We start from the raw sequence: 20,934 nt of genomic DNA on the forward strand, positions 1-20,934 counted from the left end.
CGTCGACGCCAGGCTGAGGAAAATCCGCAGCCTGGCGCTGGCGTATAGCCTACAGGGAGAAAGTCGATGAATGTGGAACTCAACGTTAACGGCCTGAACTATGTTGCGACGTTTCCAGACAGAGACGTTCGCGACCTCCATTTGCCCCTGCTGCGCACGCTGACTCGGCTACAGCGAGAAAAGAAAAGGCGTTTGGTGGTGTATTTAAGCGCGCCGCCCGGCGTGGGGAAATCGACGCTAACCGGCTTTTGGCAGATGCTTTCTCGTCAGGAAACCGACCTTCAGGATCTGCAAGGCCTGCCGATGGACGGCTTTCACCACTACAACAGCTACCTGGACGAACACGGCCTTCGCGGCCGCAAAGGCGCGCCGGACACCTTCAATCTTGGGCTCTTGCAGGACTATCTTGCTGACCTGAAGTCTCCCCAGCCTCGCTGGCCCAGCTATGACCGAAACCTGCACGATCCGCAGCAAAACGCTATCGAGGTGGTTTCGCCCATCGTGATCGTTGAAGGCAACTGGCTTTTACTTAAAGAGCCCGGCTGGCAGGATCTGATACGGCGCTGCGACTACAGCATCTTTATCGGCAGCTATATCGACTATTTAAAAGAGAGGCTTATCGCCCGCAAGATGAAAGGCGGCGTGAGCAGAGAGGACGCGGAGCGCTTTTTTGAACGGTCTGACGGGCCGAACGTCATGCGAGTGCTTACTAACAGCCGCAGAGCGGACCTGACGCTGGAAATGCTAAAAGACGGCTCTTATCGCCTTATCGACGGGCTTCTCGATGAGAAGCCCCCCACAATCATTCTCTGACGCGGCGTACTAACGTCGCGTCAGATTCGGACGTTTTGAACGATTAAACGCGTTCAACCACCATCGCAATACCCTGTCCGCCGCCGATGCACAGCGTCGCCAGGCCCATCGTTTTGTCGTGGCTTCTCAGAGCGTGGATCAGCGTCACCAGGATCCGCGCGCCGCTGGCGCCAATCGGATGGCCCAGCGCGATAGCGCCGCCGTTGACGTTAACGCGTACCGGATCGAAGCCGAGATCGCGGCCAACCGCCAGGAACTGAGCGGCAAACGCCTCGTTGGCTTCAATCAGGTCAATGTCGCTTAACGCTACGCCGGCCATCTTCATCGCTTTTTGCGAAGCGGGAACGGGGCCGATGCCCATAACGTCCGGCGCTACGCCCGCCGACGCCCAGCCGCGAATGCGTGCCAGAGGCGTCAGGCCGCGGGCAGCCGCTTCGTCCTCACGCATCAGCACCAAAATAGCCGCCGCATCGTTAATGCCGGACGCGTTGCCCGCTGTAACGGTACCGTCTGGCTTAAAGGCAGGACGCAGGCTGGCCAGCGTTTCCATCGTAGTGTCCGCACGCGGGTATTCATCCTGATTAAACAGCGTCACGCCCTTACGGCTTTTGATTTCAATCGGCGTGATTTCATTAACAAAGCGACCGGACTGGATTGCCGCAGTAGCTTTGCGCTGTGAAGCCAACGCGACGGCGTCCTGCTCTTCACGGCTTAGACCGTAGCGTTCGGCCACATTTTCCGCCGTAATGCCCATGTGGTAGTCGTTGAATGCACACCACAGGCCGTCCTTAATCATGGAGTCGACCAGCGTGCCGTTCCCCATCCGATAGCCTTGACGAGCCTTATCCAGCAGGTAAGGCGCAGCGCTCATGTTTTCCATCCCGCCGCTGACGACCACTGAGGCACAGCCTGACAGAATGGCCTGTGCGCCCAGCGCAACGGTTTTCAGGCCGGACCCGCACACCTTGTTGACGGTAAACGCAGGCGTCTCAATCGGCAGGCCTGCGCCAATCGCCGCCTGACGAGCCGGATTCTGACCAAGGCCGGACTGCAATACGTTGCCTAAAATAACTTCGTCAACGCTGATATCGCCGGGCAGGCTTTGCATACAGTCGGCGATCACCTTAGCGCCCAGAGACACGGCGGGAACGGAGGCGAGCGTACCGCCAAACTTGCCGATAGCCGTTCTTTTCGCGGCTACGATCACAACAGAATTCGTCATCTCTCTCTCCTTACTCTACGCACAGAGGGCGCAAATCGTCGGCAACGACAAAATTGGCCTCGGTCATTTCGCGCAGCGCGTCAAGCGTCACGTCAGACCTAAGCTCGGTCAGAACCATTTTCCCATCAATAAAGGCGAAAACGGCGATTTCGGTCACTACCATGCTGACCTTGCCCTTCGCCGTCAGCGGGAAGTTACAGCGGTGCAGCAGCTTGGCGCTGCCGTCTTTGGCGCAGTGCTCCATAGCGATAATGACTTTCTTCGCGCCCGCCACCAGATCCATCGCGCCACCCATACCGGGCACCATTTTCCCCGGCACCATCCAGTTGGCCAGATTGGCTTCTTCATCCACCTGAAGCCCGCCCAGCACGCAAACGTCGACGTGGCCGCCGCGGATCAGGGCAAAGGAGAAGGCGCTGTCAAACATGGCTGCGCCGGGAACGACGCCGCACGGCTGACCGCCGGCGTTGACCAGATTAGGGTCGACCTCGGTTACCGGGCCAAGGCCAAGAAAACCGTTTTCAGACTGCAGCGTGACGTGCACGTCGCCAGGCAGGTAGTTGGCCACCTGCGTTGGCAGGCCAATTCCCAGGTTGACCACGTCGCCATCCGTCAGCTCTTTCGCTACGCGGCGAGCGATAATTTCTTTGGCGTTCATTGCGCTTCTCCCAGATAAAGATGGTCTACCAGTGCGCCCGGCGTCATTACGGCGTCCGGCGCAATGCTTCCTACGTCTACGATCTCATCGCACTGGGCTATCACCAGATCGGCCGCCAGCGCGACGATGGGGTTAAAGTTGCGCGCCGTCAGAGAATAAACGAGGTTGCCGCTTTGGTCGGCCTTCGCGGCCTGCAAAATAGCCAGATCGGCGCGCAGAGGCAGCTCAAGCAGGTATTCCACGCCGTTTTGGGTGATTTTTTGTTTGCCCTCTTCCACCACGGTGCCTACGCCGGTCGGCGTCAGGAAGCCGCCAAGCCCGGCTCCGCCGCAGCGAATACGCTCAACCAGCGTTCCCTGCGGCACCAGCTCAACCTCCATTTCGCCAGCGATCATGCGCCGGCCGGTTTCCGGGTTGGTGCCGATGTGGGAAGCAACCACTTTCTTTACCTGACCGCTGGCAATCAGCGGCCCAACGCCGGTATCGACAAATCCGGTGTCGTTGCCGATCAGCGTTAAGTCCTTCACGCCGGAAGCCAAAATTTCGGCCACCAGCGCCGCGGGCGTACCGACGCCCATAAATCCGCCGAACATGATGGTCATGCCGTCGCGCAGGCGTGCGCGAAATGCGTCAAGACTGATTCGTTTGTCCTTCATTGCCCTTCTCCTGCCAAACTGCGGCAAAATAAACCCGCTACGAACGACGGGCGCCGCAGTTGACGTTAATAAGCGTTGTAATTGATGAGGGCCAGCGAACGCTGGCCCTGACACTATCAAATATCCATATCCATCATGGCGGAGCTCAGCCCTTTGCCGTGCATGTCCAGCGCCAGAGAGCGGGTCACTCCGCCGCCCAGCGCGCCGTACATGACGAAGTTCAGCGCGCCGATGGCAGGCAGCTCATAGCGAACGACCTCGCCTTTGACGATATCGGCAAAGTGCGCCTTTACTTTTTCCGCCGTCACGGCGTTCTTAATTTTCTCGTAATCATCCATTGAGTAGGCGATAACGGAAATATTCGAGGTGTTACCCTTATCGCCGGTACGAGAGTGTGCAATTTCGCGCAGTTTCATGATTAAACCTCCAAAAACTCGACGGTCGCGGTGACCAGATCGCGGGAAAGCAGCGTAGAGTCCATCGCCAGGATCTCTTTTACTGACTTGGTTGCACCGCCGCCGCCGGCCGGGCCGTTGGTGTACAGCGTTTCAACCTCGTTACCCACCTTGGCCGCATCTGCGCGGGTTTTGCAGCGTGCCGCAACGCGAGCGCGAACTTCATATGGCTCACTGCTCCGAGACAGTGCGTCGCCGTGCAGTGAATTCACGCCGATCAGGTCATAACGCGCCTCTTCTGGCGCAAAGCCGCACAGGGCAAAGCGTTCTTTTACGATCTCCAGCGCCAGCTGGCCACGAGCGACCGCCCCCGGCCCGGCGTAAGAAATCTCGCCCTCGCCGATGAAGCCGTCCTGATAGCCTACGGAGACTTTCAGCGTACCGGTACGCTCTGAACCCGTACCGCCCTTGACTTCAACGCGATCCGGCCCGACCTGCGTGAAGGTGACGTGAGAGAAATCCGCAACGACGTCAGGCGTCAGGTAGCGGTCAGGCTTGTGAATTTCATACAGCATCTGCTCTTTACAGGTATCTACCGTTACGCAACCGCCAGCGCCTTCAACCTTCGTAATCACGGCGTTGCCGTCTTCGTCGATCTCTGCAATCGGGAAGCCCAGGCGCGCCAGATTAGGCACGTCTTTAAAGCCCGGATCGGCATAGTAACCGCCGGTTATCTGGCCGCCGCACTCCAGCAGGTGTCCGATAAGCGTTCCCTTGCCCAGTTTCTCCCAGTCGTTGGCCTTCCAGCCGAATTCATACATCATGGGCGCTAGGAACAGTGACGGATCGGACACGCGACCGGCAATGACGACGTCTGCGCCGCCGTTGAGCGCTTCAACCATCGCTTCTGCGCCCATATAGGCGTTGGCAGAAATGATTTGCTTGCCGCACTCGGCGATAGGCAGGCCGATTTCATCCAGCTTCACGTTGGCTTTAGTCGCGACGTCCAGAGCGTCATCGCCGCTGACTACGGCAATCTTCAGCTTTTCAGCCCCCAGAGAGCGGGCAATTTCTGCGACCAGCTTGCCGGCATACTGCGGGTTGGCCGAGCCCATATTGGTAATAATCTTAATGCCTTTCTTCATGCAGATAGGCAGAACGGCCTTCATTCTGTCCGCCAGCAGCTCGTTAAACCCTTTCGTTGGATCCGCCGCTTTCTGGCGCTGACCGATGGCGATAGTACGCTCGGCCAGGCATTCGAAAACCAGATACTGAATATCGCCCTTTTCCGCCAGCTCAACCGCTGGTTCAATACGGTCACCGGCATAGCCGGCTCCGCCGCCAATTCTTAACTTTTTCATAGTTACCACGCTTAATTCATCTATCTATATCGAAATTAAATCGGGAATACGCCAATCAACACTGCCGCGATGGTCATCACGATAGAGGCGGCCCACAGGAAGAAGAAGGTAAACTTCTGATGTTCGCCCAGATCGATACCCGCCAACCCAACCAGCAGGAAGGTCGCAGGCGTTAAGGGGCTTACGGGGAAACCGGTGGTCATTTGTCCCAAAATAGCAGCCTGCCCCATCTCCATAGCGGGAACGCCAAGATGTTGACCTGCGGTCGCCATTACGGGCAGAACGCCGAAGTAGAACGAATCCGGGTCAAAAATCATGCTCAGCGGCATGGCGATCAGGCCGATAATGAACGGGAAGTGCGATGCAGACTCAGCCGGGATGTGCGCGGCCATGTAAGACGCCATTTCCTTAAGCATGCCGGAATCTTTCATGATGCCGGTGAAAATGCCGGCGGCAAACAGGATCCCCGCCATCATCAGCGCTGACTTGGCGTGCGCGTCGATGCGAGCCTTTTGCTGCTCCGGCTTGCGGTAGTTAATCAACAGCGCCAGTACGGTGCCCAGCATGAAGCAGACGATGGGCGCAGCCTTACCGCTAATCATGGTGCCAATCACGAGAACAACCAGCCCAATGTTGACCAGGAACAGCTTAGGACGACGTATAGCGCGTTCTTCTTCAGTCAGTTCGGTACGATGGTGCTCCATGTCAGACGCTGAGGCGGAGCCGGAGCTGTAACCCAGACGTTTTTCTTCGCGTTTGCCCAGCAGCCAGGAACAGATGTACACAAACGCCAAGCCGGTCAGCATAACCGGTAATACCGGTAGGAACAGGTCCATTACGGGAACGTTGAGAGACGACGCGGCGCGCAGCGTCGGCCCGCCCCACGGCAGCATGTTACACACGCCGGCAGCCATAGCGACGGCGCAGGCCAGTATGCGCGGGTCCATCTTAAGACGCTTATACAGCGGCAGCATCGCCGGAACGACAACCAGGAAAGTTACCGCGCCGGAGCCGTCCAGATGAACGATTGAAGCCAGCACGGCGGAACCCAGTACGATACGAGACGGCTTGTTGCCAACGACTTTAAGCACCTTATCGATAATCGGATCCAGCATGCCCGCATCGGTAAGAATGCCAAAAAACAGAATGGCGAAAACGAACATGCCGATAACCGGTGCGATGTTCTTCACGCCGCTAACGGCAAACTTGTTTACGGAAGCGACGTCAAAACCGGCCAGAAGCGCCATAATGACGGGAATTGCAATCAGCGCCGCCATGGGCGACAGTTTTTTTGTCATAATCGCCGCAAGAACGACGAGAATGGTGAGAAGTCCAAATAAAGCTATCATAGATAAGATTTCCTGTTCTTAACGTTGTAGGAAATGAAGAAAAAATAGTTATCGGAGGATGCGTTCTTATTTTCATCTCCATACTAGCGGCATGAAAAAAACAGGGAAATTCATTAATCAGATAGCACTATTTAAAAGATGAATAGGTAATTAAATAGAATGCGCGTCCAGTCACACTATCCAAAAAACAAATCGCTTATACAATGTTCCCCTTTTGGAGAACGGTAGCTATGAATCTGTCGATTAAACAATTTCGCGCCTTTCTGGCTTTGTGTAAGCATCGCAATTTTACCCGTGCGGCAGAATCCGTTTTCCTTTCTCAGCCGGCCTTTAGCAATCTCATCTACGCAATAGAGAAAGAGGCCGGAGCGCGGCTGTTTGACCGAAAACCAAAAACCGTCGATCTTACCCCTGACGGTGAGGTGTTTCAAAATATCGCGCTGGGCATCGTCAATGAATTTAATTTAGGTCTATCCCGCTGGCACGACCACATTAATCAGGAACAGTTCAAGATTTCCATTGCGGTTTTACCCTCTATCGCAGTGAAACTGTTGCCTTCGTATATTCAGCGTTTCCGTCTTATTCAGCCTAAAGCCGCGTTTGACGTGAAAGACTTACAGTCGGACTACTGCCTGTCTTCAGTAATGAATGAAACAACGGAACTGGGGATGGTGGGATATTTGCCGAACGACAGCGGAGTTGAAAGTTATAAAATACATAGTGAAAGATACTATCTGGTTTTTAATCGCCATCATCCTTTGGCGAAAAGGGATACGGTTAGCCTCAGCGATATCAGTCATTCAACCGTCATTCGATTTGCGCCCACTACCAGCATTTATCAATCGCTGCATGTCGATATTACAAATAATAAAAATATTAACTATATCGATATTGAGCAACTCAGCACGCTGTTTGGGCTTTTGCTCTCAAATTCCGGCATTACATTTTTACCCGAGCTTACGCTGTACATGTTCCAGCATCCCGACATTATGGTCAAACCCGTCGCCGAAGAGGCTCTGAGCCGCGATATTTATATCATCCGAAAGAGCGGAAAAACGCTCTCGGACATCAGCCAAAAATTTTATGAGTTCCTCACCGAGCCATAATTTGTCCGCCGCTCTTCTGAAGAAAGTGTCAACGGCGCTTTGACAGCGCCACTGGCTTTTTGCTCAAATGGGCGTTTACCAATGTGATTAGAATCTTATTAAAATTGGAGTTATCTTAAATGGCTCACCGGTCAACACTAAAACGACTAAAGTATGTCGGCCTGCTACTCGGGCTGACCATGCCGGCGTTAAGCTTTGCCGCAGACGTTGACGGCACTACGCTCAGCCTGGGATGGGGCATTCCGTTTGTCGGCATTCTGCTTTCCATCGCCCTCTGTCCTCTGCTAATTCCAACCATCTGGCACCACCACTTCGGGAAAATCACCGCGCTGTGGTCAATCCTGTTTTTGGTTCCGTTTACGATGACGTTCGGCGTTGATACCAGCGTGGGGCTGGTCGCGCACGCCATGCTCGCGGAGTATATTCCGTTTATTATTCTACTGTTTGCCCTGTTTACCGTTTCGGGCGGGATACTCGTTCAGGGTAACCTCCACGGTTCGCCGAAGCTCAACACGGCGCTGTTGGCTATCGGCACTATCCTCGCGTCGCTAATGGGTACAACCGGCGCGGCCATGTTGCTTATCCGCCCGCTGATCCGCGCCAACGACAACCGTAAACACCGCGTTCACGTCGTTATTTTCTTTATTTTCCTGGTGGCGAACATCGGCGGCGGCCTCACTCCGCTGGGCGATCCGCCGCTGTTTATCGGCTTTTTGAAGGGCGTTGACTTCTTTTGGACCGCTATCCATATGCTGCCGCCGGTGATTATCAGCAGCCTGATTCTGCTGGCAATGTTCTACGTCGTCGACAGCTACTACTATAAGCGTGAAGACGAAATGGAGCCGCGCGACCCTACGCCTGATTCGAAGCTCCGCCTGTACGGCAAGTTCAACTTTGTTCTACTGCTCGCGATCATCGGCTGCGTTCTGCTTTCCGGCTTCTGGCGCCCCGGTATCGAGGTATCCCTTTTCGGCGTCCATATGGCCCTGCAGGACATCACTCGCGACGTTGCGCTGTTAGTCATCGCAGGTATCTCTTTAGCGGCAACCGCCAAGCCTATCCGCGCCGGTAATGAGTTCAACTGGGAACCGATCCTTGAAGTCGCCAAGCTGTTCGCCGGCATATTCATCACCATCGGTCCAGTTCTCGCCATTCTGCGCGCCGGTTCCGAAGGCCATATGGCTGGGCTGGTCTCTATGGTTTCCGATCCTCAGGGGCAGCCAATCAACGCAATGTACTTCTGGCTAACCGGCGCCCTTTCCGGCTTCCTGGACAACGCGCCGACCTATCTGGTGTTCTTCAACCTCGCCGCCGGCGATGCTCAAATGCTGATGAACCAACTGCCGCAAACGCTGCTGGCAATTTCGATGGGTTCAGTCTTCATGGGGGCATTAACCTACATCGGCAACGCGCCGAACTTTATGGTTAAAAGCATCGCCACCCAGCGGGGGATTCAAATGCCGAGCTTCTTTGGCTACATGAAGTGGTCATTCGGTATTCTCATTCCGCTGTTCTTAGTGTTAACGGTCATTTTCTTCCTGTTCTAATGCAAAAAGGCCTGACGCTCACGCGTCAGGCCTTTTAAATCCCATCTTAAGTAGACTACACGCTGGTCAGCATTATCAATGCAAAGACCAACACGATAGCGCCAATAAGCCCACCAATGTTGGTTCCACCTTTAGCTTTCAAAGCCGGAACGACGTCGTCGCCTTTAGCCATCACCAGCGTTTCTGCAATTTTCTTATCAATATGCTGCTTATATAGGCGGTTAGCCCAAATTCCCGCGGCAACCCCCAGCGCAATACTGGTGACGTTAATCAAAATCTCAGAGATGCCCAGCGTCATCTGAATCCCCGTCAGCAGGAAACCGAGCCCCAAATAAATAACGGCATAGAGATACATCTTGCGATAAACAAACCAAAATGCGCCGAAGAAAAAGGCCGCCCAGTTCCAGCGTTTAGGGATATCGCCACCGTGGGGAAAAAACGAATAATACTTACTGCCGACAAATATTTTTGAATAACTTTCAGAAGAAGCATCAGACGTCTCGCCGGTAATTTCCGCTACCGTGCTGGACACGGCATAAGGGTTAACTGACGCCGACTCATCGCAAACGACACACTGCCCGTCATCATTAACCGACATATTCCCGCACTTTGAACACTTCTCCATCGCATCTTCCCGTTATTATTCAAAAAACCAATACGCCATTCCGCTGGGCGAAACCTCAGAGTGAGCCTATAGTATCGTCGCATCAGGCGGCTTTCAACACGCGCGCGGAGATGCTGCAGTGTTTTGTCCATTATGCGCCAGGATAGGTCTTAATGAGCTCAAAAACGCCGTTAATAATAAACTGAACGCCCATGCAGACCAACAGAAAGCCCATCACTCTGGAAACGGCCTCAATGCCGTTCTTACCCAGCCCTTTCATGATAAGGTCTGAACTGCGCAAGCTTCCCCATAGGATAAGCGACAGCAAAAGGCTGCTTAACACCACGGCCGTATAAACTACGGAAGCGCTATAGCTTGTCGCCTGATGCCAAGTTGATGCCGCGGATATAACCATCGCAATCGTACCCGGCCCTGCCGTACTCGGCATTGCAATTGGAACGAAGGCGATACTTTGCGTAGCGGGTTTTAATACTTTGCCGTTTTCATCCTGCGATTCGGCCGGTTTCGCGTGAGGCGCTGGCGGAAAGAGCATCCTGAAGCCGATATAGGCGACGATAAGCCCACCCGCAATGCGCAGACCGGGAATAGAGATACCAAACACTCTCATAACCAGCTCACCGCAGAAAAAGGCAAGTACGAGAATGAGGAAAACGTAAAACGACGCCATCATTGCCTGCCGATGGCGCTCTTCCCGGGTCATATCCCCGCTCATGCTCAAAAACAGCGCCACCGACGTTAACGGATTAGTTAACGGAAGCAGCAACACCAGCGCCAGGCCGATTAAGTGCACTATTTGTAGTACGACGTCCATTGGACAAACCACCTCTCAACGATTTAAAACAAAGTCACCCGAAGGAGAAGAAACGTGAGCCTATGCGAATAAACATTCAACCGCTCAGTAGAAACTAAAATATTTACGTCCCGTAATCAATCAGACCTCCGTGCACACTATCCGTTCCCACACCAACGTACAAGGCCTGTAATCCCGCCTTACCGCCTATAGTTGATTGAAAAAAGCGCAAACGAACCGATTTTATGTCCTTATGAAGCTAAAGTATTTGACCTTCCGGCCATAATCCGGTTTAATGGCGCTCCATTGCCCGGATAGCTCAGTCGGTAGAGCAGGGGATTGAAAATCCCCGTGTCCTTGGTTCGATTCCGAGTCCGGGCACCATATAAAAAAACCCGCCAATGGCGGGTTTTTGTTTATTAGAGAAAAACATTAGGCTCGTTTTAATCTACAAAGTAAATCTCTAACACAATAATATTACTAATAAAAATATGCTAGTTAGCGTTCCTGATACCACACTAAGAATGATGATTGGAAAACTTATGACGCTAGTTAAAAAAATGAAAAGCAATGACTCTTATCATATATCTTTATGGAATAAGTGTTTAATTTCATCGTATATTATATTATATTTCTTAAATAATGTAACGCGATACAAAAATTGTGTTGTTATACTAATGTATATTACAGCCATCTATTATTTAATCAAAAATAAAATTAAAATATTTGATATTGTTAAAAATAACTTAACTATATCATTAGGATTATTCTCTGTATCAATAGTTTATTCAATATCAATATCGATAGATCCATCTTATAGCCTAAAGAAATTTTTTGATGTTATTTTCTCAAAAATATTGGTTATCTCATTCATAATACCGATAATTCTTTACTCAGAAAAGAAAGAAGAGATTGCAAAATTATTTATATACTCCCTAATTATTTCTATCATACCTATCGCAATAACTGACTTCTGGCAATATATTAAAGAGTATAATGTTGGAATCATGCCATTTACGGATTATGAACATAAATATAAATCTGATGCACTTATTTTCATAGCTCCTACATTACTATTCCTATGGAAAAAGAATACAATTAAAATAAAAATTATTGTTTTCTTATTATCGCTTATTGTTGGATTCATGATTTTAGGAACAATGCAACGAGGTACATGGCTATCGATAATAGTGCCCACATTTATATGGTGTATTCTAAAAAAAGAATGGAAATTACCAACTATAGCCATAATAGTGTTGTCGCTTTTTCTCTCTATCGCGTATGTAAAAAATCACGAACAATTCAATACTCTTTTCTATAAATTACAGCAAACAAGTAGTAGCCATCGATATGCTGGAGGAACTCAAGGTTCTGCTATGGACTTAATCTTAGAAAATCCAATAAAAGGTTATGGTTTCGGGGATAACGTCTTTCATAAGGTATATAATGATAGAATCAAAGATTACCCTCAATGGGTATTCAGAGAGTCCATAGGCCCTCATAATATCACATTATCAATATGGTTTTCTGCAGGATTATTAGGATTAGTAGCATTTTGGTATATGCTAATTATACTAATAAGGAACTGTATATGCGGATTCAAAAATGATTCATCGCCTATAGTTAAAGAGTGCTGGTTACTTATCTTATTAATATTAATAGGTGACTATATTATAAGAGGGGCATTCGAAACTGTTTATTTAGGAAATATAGCTATGCTTATGGGATTTTCTATTATATTAAAAATAAAAGATGAATAGAAAAACACATAGAAAGTCTAAACTACACTATTTAATATCACTACTATCAATAAAGCGTGGACTAATAACGTTCTCTTTTTTAGTATAATAAAGATTATTCGAAGGAATATTCCTATTAACGAAAGACATCGCTCCAATAGTCACATTGTCTCCAATTATTAGACCGTTACTAATAATACAACAGTGACACCCGATATCAACATTATCTCCAATTGCAATAGCCTTAGTCCCGCCATGACTTAGTCCAATCGTAGTGTTCTGCCTAATTGTGAAATTTCTCCCAATTATAGAATATCTGGAAATGACTATACCTCCGTAATGAGCTATATAAAGACCTGGCTGGATTTGAGCTCCAAGGGCAATTTCCGTTCCATATTTTAACATTAACCAATTATTAATTTTTTCAGCCAATTTTTGGTATAATCCTTTCTTATCATAAAGAAAAGATGCCAACCTCCACCAAAATAAATATCTCTTCTTAGGTTGTTTAAAATATCTTCTGAAAACTCGTCCCCACGTGAAATCTCTGGTCTTACCCACAACCTCCACGTGTAAACATTCTTTAAAAAATTTAAAGTCATTATTATAAATATCTTTCATACATACATCCTTTAGTCCTTGGCTCCTTAAATAAAAATTTATATCTCATAAGAATTAATATGAGGAATAACATCATAACTTATAGCAGTATCATCCGATAAGTTATACACATTAATATTAGGAACATTTCGTTTCATAAAAGAGAAAAATGGCAGAATTTTCCATAAATCATTGCTCAATTCAGAAGGTAATGGATTATCCTCAGCATAAAATCGTTGACACCCCCCTGTAAGATCTAGGCCAGAACATATTATTCTAGAATATCCTAAAGAATAACAAATCTGGATAGCTGCAAACGCTACTGTATGGCAAGAGCAATAACCATAACTAATGTCTAAGCAAAAACCAGTTAGCCTTTTCCTTTTAGAAAAAGGAACATCAATTAAAATCGCATTATTCTTTCTCTTAATATATTCAAACTTCAGTTTTTTTAATGCTCCTCCTTTTTCTCTTTTATAAAAGGACCTTATAATTAAACAATTCTCTAAGATATATTTCTTATCACTTTCAGGGGCATGATTATAGACATCGTCATTTACTATTGTAAATTGACTGTTCTCCACAAACTGAAGGAAATCCTTTCGCCTTTTTTCTAAAAATCTAAAATCAGTTAATACATATATAAATGGTTTTATTTTATTTTCAATAAGATAGCCAGCAGAACCATTCACAGCTACAACATCATTACTATTTAACAAGGATAATGGTGTTTTCTTAGAAGTTGGACCAGAAAGAAATATAATAACATCTTTAGAATTCTTTTTAAGAATAATTTCATCAATATTTTTTCTAGTAATGAATATATTGTTATTCACTTAAACACCTCCCTGATCTTATTCTTTATATTTTTTACCTTCAATCTAATTATTTTTTTATATATCAAACAGTAATATCCTAGATCCTCTATTCTATTAGGAATTCCAAAATGCCTTTCCAGATCTATACGATCTTTAGCTTTACGCTGAGAATTACATTTCTTTCCTGAAAGATCTATAATCCTTACTCCCGATGGAGAAATAATAAAGTTACCTTTATGGGGATCTCCAGATACCATATTATGCTGATGAAGTAACTGCACCTTTTCAGAGATTTCTTCTTTTATTTCTTTACTAACCTCATCAAAATCAACAAGTTCAATACCTTCAACATACTCTATAATCATAATGAATATGCTTGCATAATTAAAGACTTTCCTTTCAGCCAAGAGATAAAAATCATTTGGAAAATTCAATCCCTCACTAATAACTCTATCTGTTTGTTTAAAAAGATTAAGGTAATAATCCCCCTTGATAAAAGATTTTGCAAACCTTTCAAAACGTTTATCTTTAGGAGCAAAAACTTTAAATACATATTTCCCTCTAGAAGTATTAATTAGCATTACTTTTGTATCATTAATGCTTCTAAATATCCGTACAATATCTAAATTAAAATTCAGAAAATCTTTAAATACGCTTATAAAAAAATCACTATCACATTTCGTATAAACTGTATATTTTTTAACTTTATTTTCAATAATCATTACCGACTCTATTAAATCATATCAATAAAATAATTTTGTAATAAAGTACATTACATATGAAAGAAGGCCAGGAAAAATATATTTCTGATTAAACTGATGCTTCGCACAATATCGATAAAGATTGCTATTCGTTGGCTTCAGTAAAGGATATTCGTTCCACGGAGAATAACTTTTCGCAATAAAAAATGGCTCGGCGCTTTCATACACAGCCCAATTATGCCAAGGCTTGGTTGGACCGATATAGTGTATAAACACAGTATGCTCATTTATCGGAACAACAAAACTCCCCTTCTCCTTGAGTTCATAGTTCAAGCTAAACTGCGTATTGTATTTCTTATCCAAAAACAGAACGTTGCCCGAGAAGATCATGTTCAAAACGTCCTGATCGGGAAAAGAAACCAATTGGGCAACTTCTGCTTTCTGCAGCATCTCTATTGCCTGAAAAGTAATCTTCTGCGACTGCCACGCACGTAAGTCAACAAATAAAAAGCCCGTGTTGAAATAGCCGTTCTCAATCCCAGTACAACGTAGGGCTTCGGCCCTCTTCTTCCACCACGGCGCCTCACCTTCAGCAACGACAGCACAAGCCCCCCCTGCAAACTCAAGACTAAGCAGTTCATCAACGCTATTCTGGCAAACAATATCGGCATCAAGATACAGGATGCGATCCAGCCTGCTGGCAAAATAGTCAAAAATGATAAAGCGAAAATAGATAGCGTAAGTCCAATTCTTCGTGCTGGGCAGCGACTTCAGCTTTTCGCAGTCAATCAAATAAACCGAAATATGCGTTTTATACTGGGCGGCTAAATCGTCAAACTTCTGTCTGTCGTCGTCGCTAAAGTAGTCAGTAAACACGTGAAAAACAAAGTGCCCAGAAGGATTGCTTAACAACACTGAAGCAATGGAAACGCCACAGCCGAACAGGAAGTTCTTATCAATACCGTAAGCAATATTGAAGGCATTCTCACTGCCTCCTTCCGAGTGATTGAAGTCCATGACGGTTCGAATAACTTCGGCTTCATTAAAATACGTTTTGCTCATCATGAACTCTTTTTCATACTGGTAAAAATGGCGCTATTCAGCCCATCATAGTAAGAATCATTGTAAAAACGGAGAATGGATGCCTGAACAGAGCTGCGATCAATACACTTTTCGCCTTTAATCAAACCATCCAAGATAGAAGAGAATTTTTCCACCTGCCCCGGCGCATAAAGATAACCATTAATTCCGTCTTGGATAATATCTCTAGGCCCAGACATGCAGTCCGCACTAACGCACGGTATACCATATGACATAGCTTCCAATAACGTCATGGGAAATCCCTCAAACGACGACGTCAACAACAGCGCAGTAACCTTCTGAATATCCTCTTGAACCACTTCCCAAGGATGAGACTGCCAGCCGTGCCAAGTGATACGCTTGTCAATATTGAGCTCACGCCCATAGGACTGGCAGCGTTCAAAGTCAGATCCGTCGCCGATAACGTGCAGCTTCCACGGCCCTTGAACGCGGGAAAGGCCATCAAGAAGATCTTTAATCCTCTTTTGCCCTTCAAACTTCATGCGTCCTACGTATAAAAACGTCGGCGTTTCCCCTTCCTCTGGAGCTGGGATAATGACGGATTTGGGAGAAACCGGATTGTAGATTACGCTAATCGCGCTTTCCGGTATGCCTCTGGCCATCATTTGCTGCTTTATCCCCGAACTTATAGCGAGATGATAGTCAGCATAGGTTACACATTCCGCGTGCTTTTTATGGTCCAACGAAAAATGCGGCCACGAAAATAGTGGGAAGCTCTGCCCAGCCTTACTGCGCGCCTTACTGGCCAGCAGACAGGAAAGCACGTCGATACAAATAACTACGTCCGGCCTTTCCTGCTTTAACCAAGAGGTAAAGGCGCTTATATGCTTAGCTCTGCGCAAAAAAGAGAATTTGATATTTGAAAAGGAGTAGGCAGAATCAATGCCTTCAAGCCACCCCTTATCCATTTTGTCGTTTCGACAGAAGAAAAACGTTTTACATTCAGCTGAAAGCGGCGCCTCACGAAAGGCGTGGATCACATCGCGAATAACCGTTTCCATTCCACCAAAACCAGATACCGCCTCACCAACAAACGCTATTTTCATCGTTATACGTCCACTATATCTTTGCGTTAAAGTGATTTACGAACGGTTCTTTCCCTAATTCGTTCCGCCTTCGCTCCGGCCTCGGTCAAGAGCGCGCGTTCCTGACGCAGCGTATCGCGCAAGGGTTGAGCAAAGTAATCCTTCATAAAGCGAAAAACGTCTCTTTGCGTCAACCCAACGTTCAATGATGAAAAATAAAGACCAATCAAATCCTTATCCCGCCAGCGCAGAGGAACCTTATCCCTAATCTGGGCGCGATGGAGATCGATAACCGAAATCTTCAGGCGCTCTTCATTACCGTCAAACGGCAAATGCAGTAAAAAATGGCAAATGTAGCAGTCGCGGTGGTTAATACCTCCACCGTGCATTTTTCTTACCATATTCGCAACCCGGCGGATAATCATCCTTTTTACGCGCGGCTCTGGCGGCGTGTTTATCCATTCGGCGCAGTAATCTTCCAGGCTAACCGTTGGAGCCAGATCTCCGGTGATAATAAAAGAGGTACGACGAATTGGGTTCAATCCCTTTTCGCCAAACCCGATGCCCTGCATGGTATCCACACCCAGTTCTTTCAGGCGGTGGATCGCTTTCCATTCTCTATCGGCACCTAAGACCGGCAGGCGAAAAGAAAGCAGGTTTTTAATCACCTCTTTTAGCGTCGTGCCATAGTGCAGCTTGAGGAAATAGCTCTTTCCCTCAAGCTCAAATCGCAGCGTCCGACGCGTCTCCAGCGCGCGGAAGACTTCCCCCTGCAGCTTTTCAACTTCATCAAAGGCGTCTTTGCCGCGCCACAGGGTAAGCAGCGGCTCTTTTAACTCAACCATTCCGATCACCTAAAATAATATCGGCCGCTTTCTCCGGCAGGCTATAGAGATCCTCAATATCGGCATAACGGCGGGCATTTTCTCCCCATCCACGGCGAAGCTCGCCATCGTTCAACGCACGATAGAGCGCCTTATTAAGGGCTTCCTGGCTAAACGGTCCCTGGATCACTTCTCCGCAAGCCGCGTTGGCAATGTAGTGCGCATATCCGCAAACCTCGGTTACGATAACCGGCAATCCGGCAGCAATCGCCTCAATCAGCACAATACCCGCGGCTTCCTGATATGCAGGATGCATCAGTACGTCGGCGGCGGCCATGAGTTCGGCTACGTCGCTACGCCCCGAGAAAAAGTGAACGTTCTGTTTTATGCCAAGCTTTTCGGCCTGCGCCTCAAATCGTCCCGGTTTATCCTGCCCTACGACGAACAATATCGTATTCTTACGAAGCGCATCCGGAAGCGCGGCCAGCGCCTCAATAGAGCGATCTACGCCCTTGCGCGTAAAATCCGAACCAACCTGTAGTAAAAGATGCTGCCCAGGTTTAATGCCGTTTTTCTCACGATAGGTTTGGTAAGCGTTCGGGATTTGCCTGTCGTATTTACGATCGGGATAGATGCCAGGAGGAAGAATGAGAAACCGTTCGTCTTCGGTTTGATAATGCTTTTTAAAATCGGCAATCTGCCTGTTGGTCAGCATAAACAGACGCGTTTTTACGCCTTTCTCAAATACGGCACGCTCAAACGCGGCATAGTGTCGATAGCGCCCGGTTAATCGGTAAAAAAAGCCTTTTTCCCGCGCTACCTTTTCTGCGTAACAGACGTCCGCAGCATAGTAAATGTCCAGACCGGGCATTTTATTAAACCCTACGATGCGATCGACGGGATGCTGTTTTAAATGTTCGTGAACCCAGGCTGAATATTCAGCGTTTCTTCCGTGGTTAGTATGCGACTTAACGGGAACCTTAATCACTTCAAACTCGGGTGGGCAGTCTCCTTCCCAAGACTGAACGTAAACCCGCACGTCGTGGCCACGACCCGCAACCGTTTTAGCTACGCGCATAAAGTCGCGCTGCAGTCCGCCGAAGGGGAAATATTTATATAAGCAGAAGGCGACTCTCATTCGCTCACCTCTGGCGCAATCTCCGGCAAAAGCCTCTCCGCAGCCTGAATTACGTCTATTGCAGGAATGACTGACAGATATTTCTTATTTCGATCGCGAAGATCCCGTTCAGGCATAGTCTGGTAATCCCCCGCCCAAAGAACAACGGCGTTATCCGTCCACGGCCGCCAGAAAACGCGATCCGTTGCGCCAAACAGGCAAACTACCGGCGTTTTGACCGCCGCTGAAATATGCATCGGTGCCGAATCTACACCGATAAACAGGGCCGCGTGATCTATTAGCGCGCCGAGTTCAGGAAAGCTGGTTTTCCCTGCCAGTTCAGTGACAGGCGGAGTTTTACAGCCTTGAGCAATATGGTTGATACAGGCAAGATCGTCTGCACCAGGCCCCGAAGTCAATACGACCTTAAGCCCCTTGGCCTGAAGCGCATCAATCACCTCAGAAAATTTTTCATCGTCCCAGCATTTAAACAGCTGGCGCGCCGTAGGCTGAATAACGACATAGCGGCTTTCTACACCTAATGACCTAAGGCGTTGCTGTAATGATTCCCAATGCTCCGGCCTGTAGCTCATCGTAGTCGCCGTATACGGATTTTCAATATCTAGCGGAGCCAATGCGGACAAATTACGTTCAACGATGTGCTGCCCTGCCGTTGGTACAACGTGCGTAAAACCGCTTTTCCAAAACGCCGACTGCCGATGGTGATAGTCCTGAGTTATTTTCATTTGGGCAGGAACGAAACGCACCAGCAGCGCCACCATCCACTGATCGGTCAAGTTTACAATCAGATCGTAGCGATTAGCCCGTAGCGTTTTAATAAGAGACAGGAAGTTACTCACCTTTTCTCCCGCTCCGCTTCCCTTATTTTTTATTCCGTAAAGTGCGTTAATCTCTGGATTTTCTGACAGAATCGGCATCGTGTCCTGATAAAGCAGTACGTCAACCTTCGCATCTGGATATTGTCGCTTAAGCGTGCTGATAACCGGCGTTGTCAGCAACATGTCGCCATGAAAACGCATTTTGATGATAAGAATTCGTTTAAATCGCTTATCCACTAGAGGCTCTTTATCATTGATAATAGAAGAAAATATTGAGAAAAAGGCACGCTACCGCCCCAGGCTTTACGGCTGCCCGAACGCTACCGCCGTTCACTATTTGAACGACTATACCCTTTCTGATTCGTAGCCATATTATACCAGCAAAGGGGGCTTTTCTTATTTAAAAAGAAATCAGTACCCGTAGCTCCCGTAGGGCCGGGCTATCGAACAAACTCAACGTAGCAAAGCGGGTTACCCATGTTTCTTGCAAAAAAATAGGAGGAAGCGCTGATAACCCTCTCCGCCTGGCCCGCAGCGAGGAATTATATAATGAATAGCGTCGGGTGTAAGCAACAAAAGCCCTGCGCGGCTCAGGCGTCCGAAGCCGGGCCCGAAGCGGGGAACCGATATGGCCAAATATTTATACGCGTAGCGCTAAATATTTGGCCACTGAAAGATGTGAATCTTTTTATAGAACTACAGCGACCAATAGTAGTCCTTCACGTACTGCCAGTCCTCTTTGGGTATCGGCGAGAGGTATTTTTCCAACTGCTGAAAATCGTGGCGAATCGCGTTGGCTCTGCGCCAACGGCGGCGGCCCTTCTCTAAATCGATAAACCCGGCCTGGGCTTCACCCTGCGTATTAACAAATATGTGGCGCACATAACAGCACCCGTGCTGACGCCCGATGCTGTGCATCTTTTTAAACGCATGCGCCACCGCCCGCAGCATGGCAAAGCGCACTTCGTCAGGATAAGGCGTCTTTTGGTGCCGTTCATACCAGAGATCAATGCTGACAAATCCCGTTAAGTCTTCCGTTACCAGCAGCGCCCGCCACTCGCCGTCAATTTTTAGCGCCTTGCCATAGACGATGGTGGGCACAAGGACGCCGACTTTAGCCAGCGCGTTGATAACCTCCATCTCCCTGACGATTGTCGGCCGCCCGAACGGATAGCGTAAAGAGTGGAACAAATGCTGGGTCATGCGCTTGACGTACAGAACTTTGCCATCTTTAACGATCCGCTGAACGCCGCTCATCCCCTTACGGCGAACGTTGGGTTCTTCGACCCAGTCGCCTTCCGTAGCCCACCACGATTGAAACTCCAATAATTCCTGTTCAGAACGCATAACCACCACTCTTTTTATGATCCCTCATTAGAGGGGCATAAGATTATCAGGAGTCGCCCCAATTCGATGAGATCTAGATCTAATCGCAATACACGTCAGAGTGTAGCTGTAAAAAATAGGCCCTGATAATTTAGCTTTAAATAAGGTAATCGCTATTTAGCTCATCAAAACGGTCATTCTTTACAAAAACACAATAATAATCTTTAGTTATAATAATATAGAACTATTATGCCATAGCAAACTCAAACCATGGCGTTACCCCCGCATTGGCAAAGGTAACCCGTGGAACGAGTGGGAAACT

At 48.1% G+C, this 20,934-nt stretch carries 21 protein-coding genes and 1 tRNA gene; 5 read left to right on the forward strand and 17 right to left on the reverse strand.

What is annotated here, in order from left to right; genetic code table 11:
• The first annotated feature begins 66 nt into the window (after positions 1-66).
• Entirely contained in the window at positions 67-813 is a 747-nt protein-coding gene (locus G544_RS0114495) for a nucleoside/nucleotide kinase family protein (RefSeq protein WP_027275271.1), read from the forward strand.
• Positions 814-856: 43 nt separating this feature from the next.
• On the opposite strand, the gene G544_RS0114500 is transcribed toward G544_RS0114495, so the two are convergent.
• From G544_RS0114500 to G544_RS0114525, 6 genes are all read right to left on the reverse strand, one after another.
• Complete coding sequence (locus G544_RS0114500) at positions 857-2,035, reverse strand: acetyl-CoA C-acetyltransferase (RefSeq protein ID WP_027275272.1); 1,179 nt, start codon at positions 2,033-2,035, stop codon at positions 857-859.
• Between the two features lie 10 nt (positions 2,036-2,045).
• Positions 2,046-2,693 (reverse strand): 3-oxoacid CoA-transferase subunit B, encoded by a 648-nt coding sequence (locus tag G544_RS0114505; protein ID WP_027275273.1) that lies wholly within the window; start codon positions 2,691-2,693, stop codon positions 2,046-2,048.
• Complete coding sequence (gene atoD, locus G544_RS0114510; RefSeq protein WP_027275274.1) at positions 2,690-3,349, reverse strand: acetate CoA-transferase subunit alpha; 660 nt, start codon at positions 3,347-3,349, stop codon at positions 2,690-2,692. The genes G544_RS0114505 and atoD overlap by 4 nt, the downstream gene beginning before the upstream one ends.
• A gap of 116 nt (positions 3,350-3,465) precedes the next feature.
• Positions 3,466-3,765: an AtuA-related protein gene (locus G544_RS0114515; protein WP_027275275.1), complete on the reverse strand. Its 300-nt coding sequence runs from the start codon at positions 3,763-3,765 to the stop codon at positions 3,466-3,468.
• Positions 3,766-3,767: 2 nt separating this feature from the next.
• Positions 3,768-5,105: an acyclic terpene utilization AtuA family protein gene (locus tag G544_RS0114520; protein ID WP_027275276.1), complete on the reverse strand. Its 1,338-nt coding sequence runs from the start codon at positions 5,103-5,105 to the stop codon at positions 3,768-3,770.
• Positions 5,106-5,140: 35 nt separating this feature from the next.
• Positions 5,141-6,454 carry a CitMHS family transporter gene (locus G544_RS0114525; protein ID WP_027275277.1) on the reverse strand — a complete coding sequence of 438 codons (1,314 nt, stop codon included), beginning with the start codon at positions 6,452-6,454 and terminating at the stop codon, positions 5,141-5,143.
• A gap of 230 nt (positions 6,455-6,684) precedes the next feature.
• Here G544_RS0114525 and G544_RS0114530 point away from each other — a divergent pair, with 230 nt between their 5' ends.
• Together G544_RS0114530 and G544_RS0114535 are read left to right on the forward strand one after the other, a co-directional pair.
• Positions 6,685-7,560: a LysR family transcriptional regulator gene (locus G544_RS0114530; RefSeq protein WP_027275278.1), complete on the forward strand. Its 876-nt coding sequence runs from the start codon at positions 6,685-6,687 to the stop codon at positions 7,558-7,560.
• 119 nt (positions 7,561-7,679) lie between these two features.
• On the forward strand, positions 7,680-9,107 hold the full coding sequence (locus tag G544_RS0114535) for a sodium:proton antiporter (RefSeq protein ID WP_051155773.1): 1,428 nt from the start codon (positions 7,680-7,682) through the stop codon (positions 9,105-9,107).
• Between the two features lie 55 nt (positions 9,108-9,162).
• On the opposite strand, the gene G544_RS0114540 is transcribed toward G544_RS0114535, so the two are convergent.
• A complete protein-coding gene (locus G544_RS0114540) occupies positions 9,163-9,705 on the reverse strand; it encodes a DUF2628 domain-containing protein (protein ID WP_027275280.1) in 543 nt (180 codons plus the stop codon).
• 157 nt (positions 9,706-9,862) lie between these two features.
• Entirely contained in the window at positions 9,863-10,543 is a 681-nt protein-coding gene (locus G544_RS0114545; protein ID WP_027275281.1) for a MarC family NAAT transporter, read from the reverse strand.
• Between the two features lie 287 nt (positions 10,544-10,830).
• Here G544_RS0114545 and G544_RS0114550 point away from each other — a divergent pair.
• Both G544_RS0114550 and rfaL read left to right on the forward strand, forming a co-directional pair.
• A tRNA-Phe gene (locus tag G544_RS0114550) sits at positions 10,831-10,906 on the forward strand.
• A 158-nt stretch (positions 10,907-11,064) separates the two neighbouring features.
• Entirely contained in the window at positions 11,065-12,282 is a 1,218-nt protein-coding gene (gene rfaL / locus G544_RS0114555; protein WP_036024198.1) for an O-antigen ligase RfaL, read from the forward strand.
• 27 nt (positions 12,283-12,309) lie between these two features.
• Here the strand turns inward: rfaL and G544_RS0114560 are convergent, their stop codons facing one another.
• The 9 genes from G544_RS0114560 to inaA form a co-directional block, all read right to left on the reverse strand.
• A complete protein-coding gene (locus tag G544_RS0114560; RefSeq protein WP_036024200.1) occupies positions 12,310-12,882 on the reverse strand; it encodes a serine acetyltransferase in 573 nt (190 codons plus the stop codon).
• 38 nt (positions 12,883-12,920) lie between these two features.
• Complete coding sequence (gene waaZ, locus G544_RS21795; protein ID WP_071783399.1) at positions 12,921-13,697, reverse strand: 3-deoxy-D-manno-oct-2-ulosonate III transferase WaaZ; 777 nt, start codon at positions 13,695-13,697, stop codon at positions 12,921-12,923.
• Positions 13,694-14,401 carry a lipopolysaccharide core heptose(II) kinase RfaY gene (rfaY, locus tag G544_RS0114565; RefSeq protein WP_027275284.1) on the reverse strand — a complete coding sequence of 236 codons (708 nt, stop codon included), beginning with the start codon at positions 14,399-14,401 and terminating at the stop codon, positions 13,694-13,696. Before rfaY ends, waaZ begins: the two co-directional genes overlap by 4 nt.
• Positions 14,402-14,422: 21 nt before the next feature.
• Positions 14,423-15,442 carry a lipopolysaccharide 3-alpha-galactosyltransferase gene (gene waaO, locus G544_RS0114570; protein ID WP_027275285.1) on the reverse strand — a complete coding sequence of 340 codons (1,020 nt, stop codon included), beginning with the start codon at positions 15,440-15,442 and terminating at the stop codon, positions 14,423-14,425.
• Positions 15,442-16,527 carry a lipopolysaccharide 1,6-galactosyltransferase gene (waaB, locus tag G544_RS0114575; RefSeq protein ID WP_027275286.1) on the reverse strand — a complete coding sequence of 362 codons (1,086 nt, stop codon included), beginning with the start codon at positions 16,525-16,527 and terminating at the stop codon, positions 15,442-15,444. The genes waaO and waaB overlap by 1 nt, the downstream gene beginning before the upstream one ends.
• Positions 16,528-16,553: 26 nt before the next feature.
• On the reverse strand, positions 16,554-17,351 hold the full coding sequence (gene rfaP / locus G544_RS0114580) for a lipopolysaccharide core heptose(I) kinase RfaP (RefSeq protein ID WP_027275287.1): 798 nt from the start codon (positions 17,349-17,351) through the stop codon (positions 16,554-16,556).
• A complete protein-coding gene (locus G544_RS0114585) occupies positions 17,344-18,468 on the reverse strand; it encodes a glycosyltransferase family 4 protein (RefSeq protein WP_027275288.1) in 1,125 nt (374 codons plus the stop codon). The genes rfaP and G544_RS0114585 overlap by 8 nt, the downstream gene beginning before the upstream one ends.
• Positions 18,465-19,523, reverse strand: a complete 1,059-nt coding sequence (rfaQ, locus tag G544_RS0114590; protein WP_027275289.1) for a lipopolysaccharide core heptosyltransferase RfaQ — start codon at positions 19,521-19,523, stop codon at positions 18,465-18,467. The genes G544_RS0114585 and rfaQ overlap by 4 nt, the downstream gene beginning before the upstream one ends.
• Before the next feature lie 459 nt (positions 19,524-19,982).
• On the reverse strand, positions 19,983-20,633 hold the full coding sequence (gene inaA / locus G544_RS0114595) for a lipopolysaccharide kinase InaA (protein ID WP_027275290.1): 651 nt from the start codon (positions 20,631-20,633) through the stop codon (positions 19,983-19,985).
• Positions 20,634-20,934: the final 301 nt, after the last annotated feature.

The sequence above is a fragment of the Leminorella grimontii ATCC 33999 = DSM 5078 genome (genome assembly GCF_000439085.1).
Taxonomy (GTDB): Bacteria; Pseudomonadota; Gammaproteobacteria; order Enterobacterales; family Enterobacteriaceae; genus Leminorella; species Leminorella grimontii.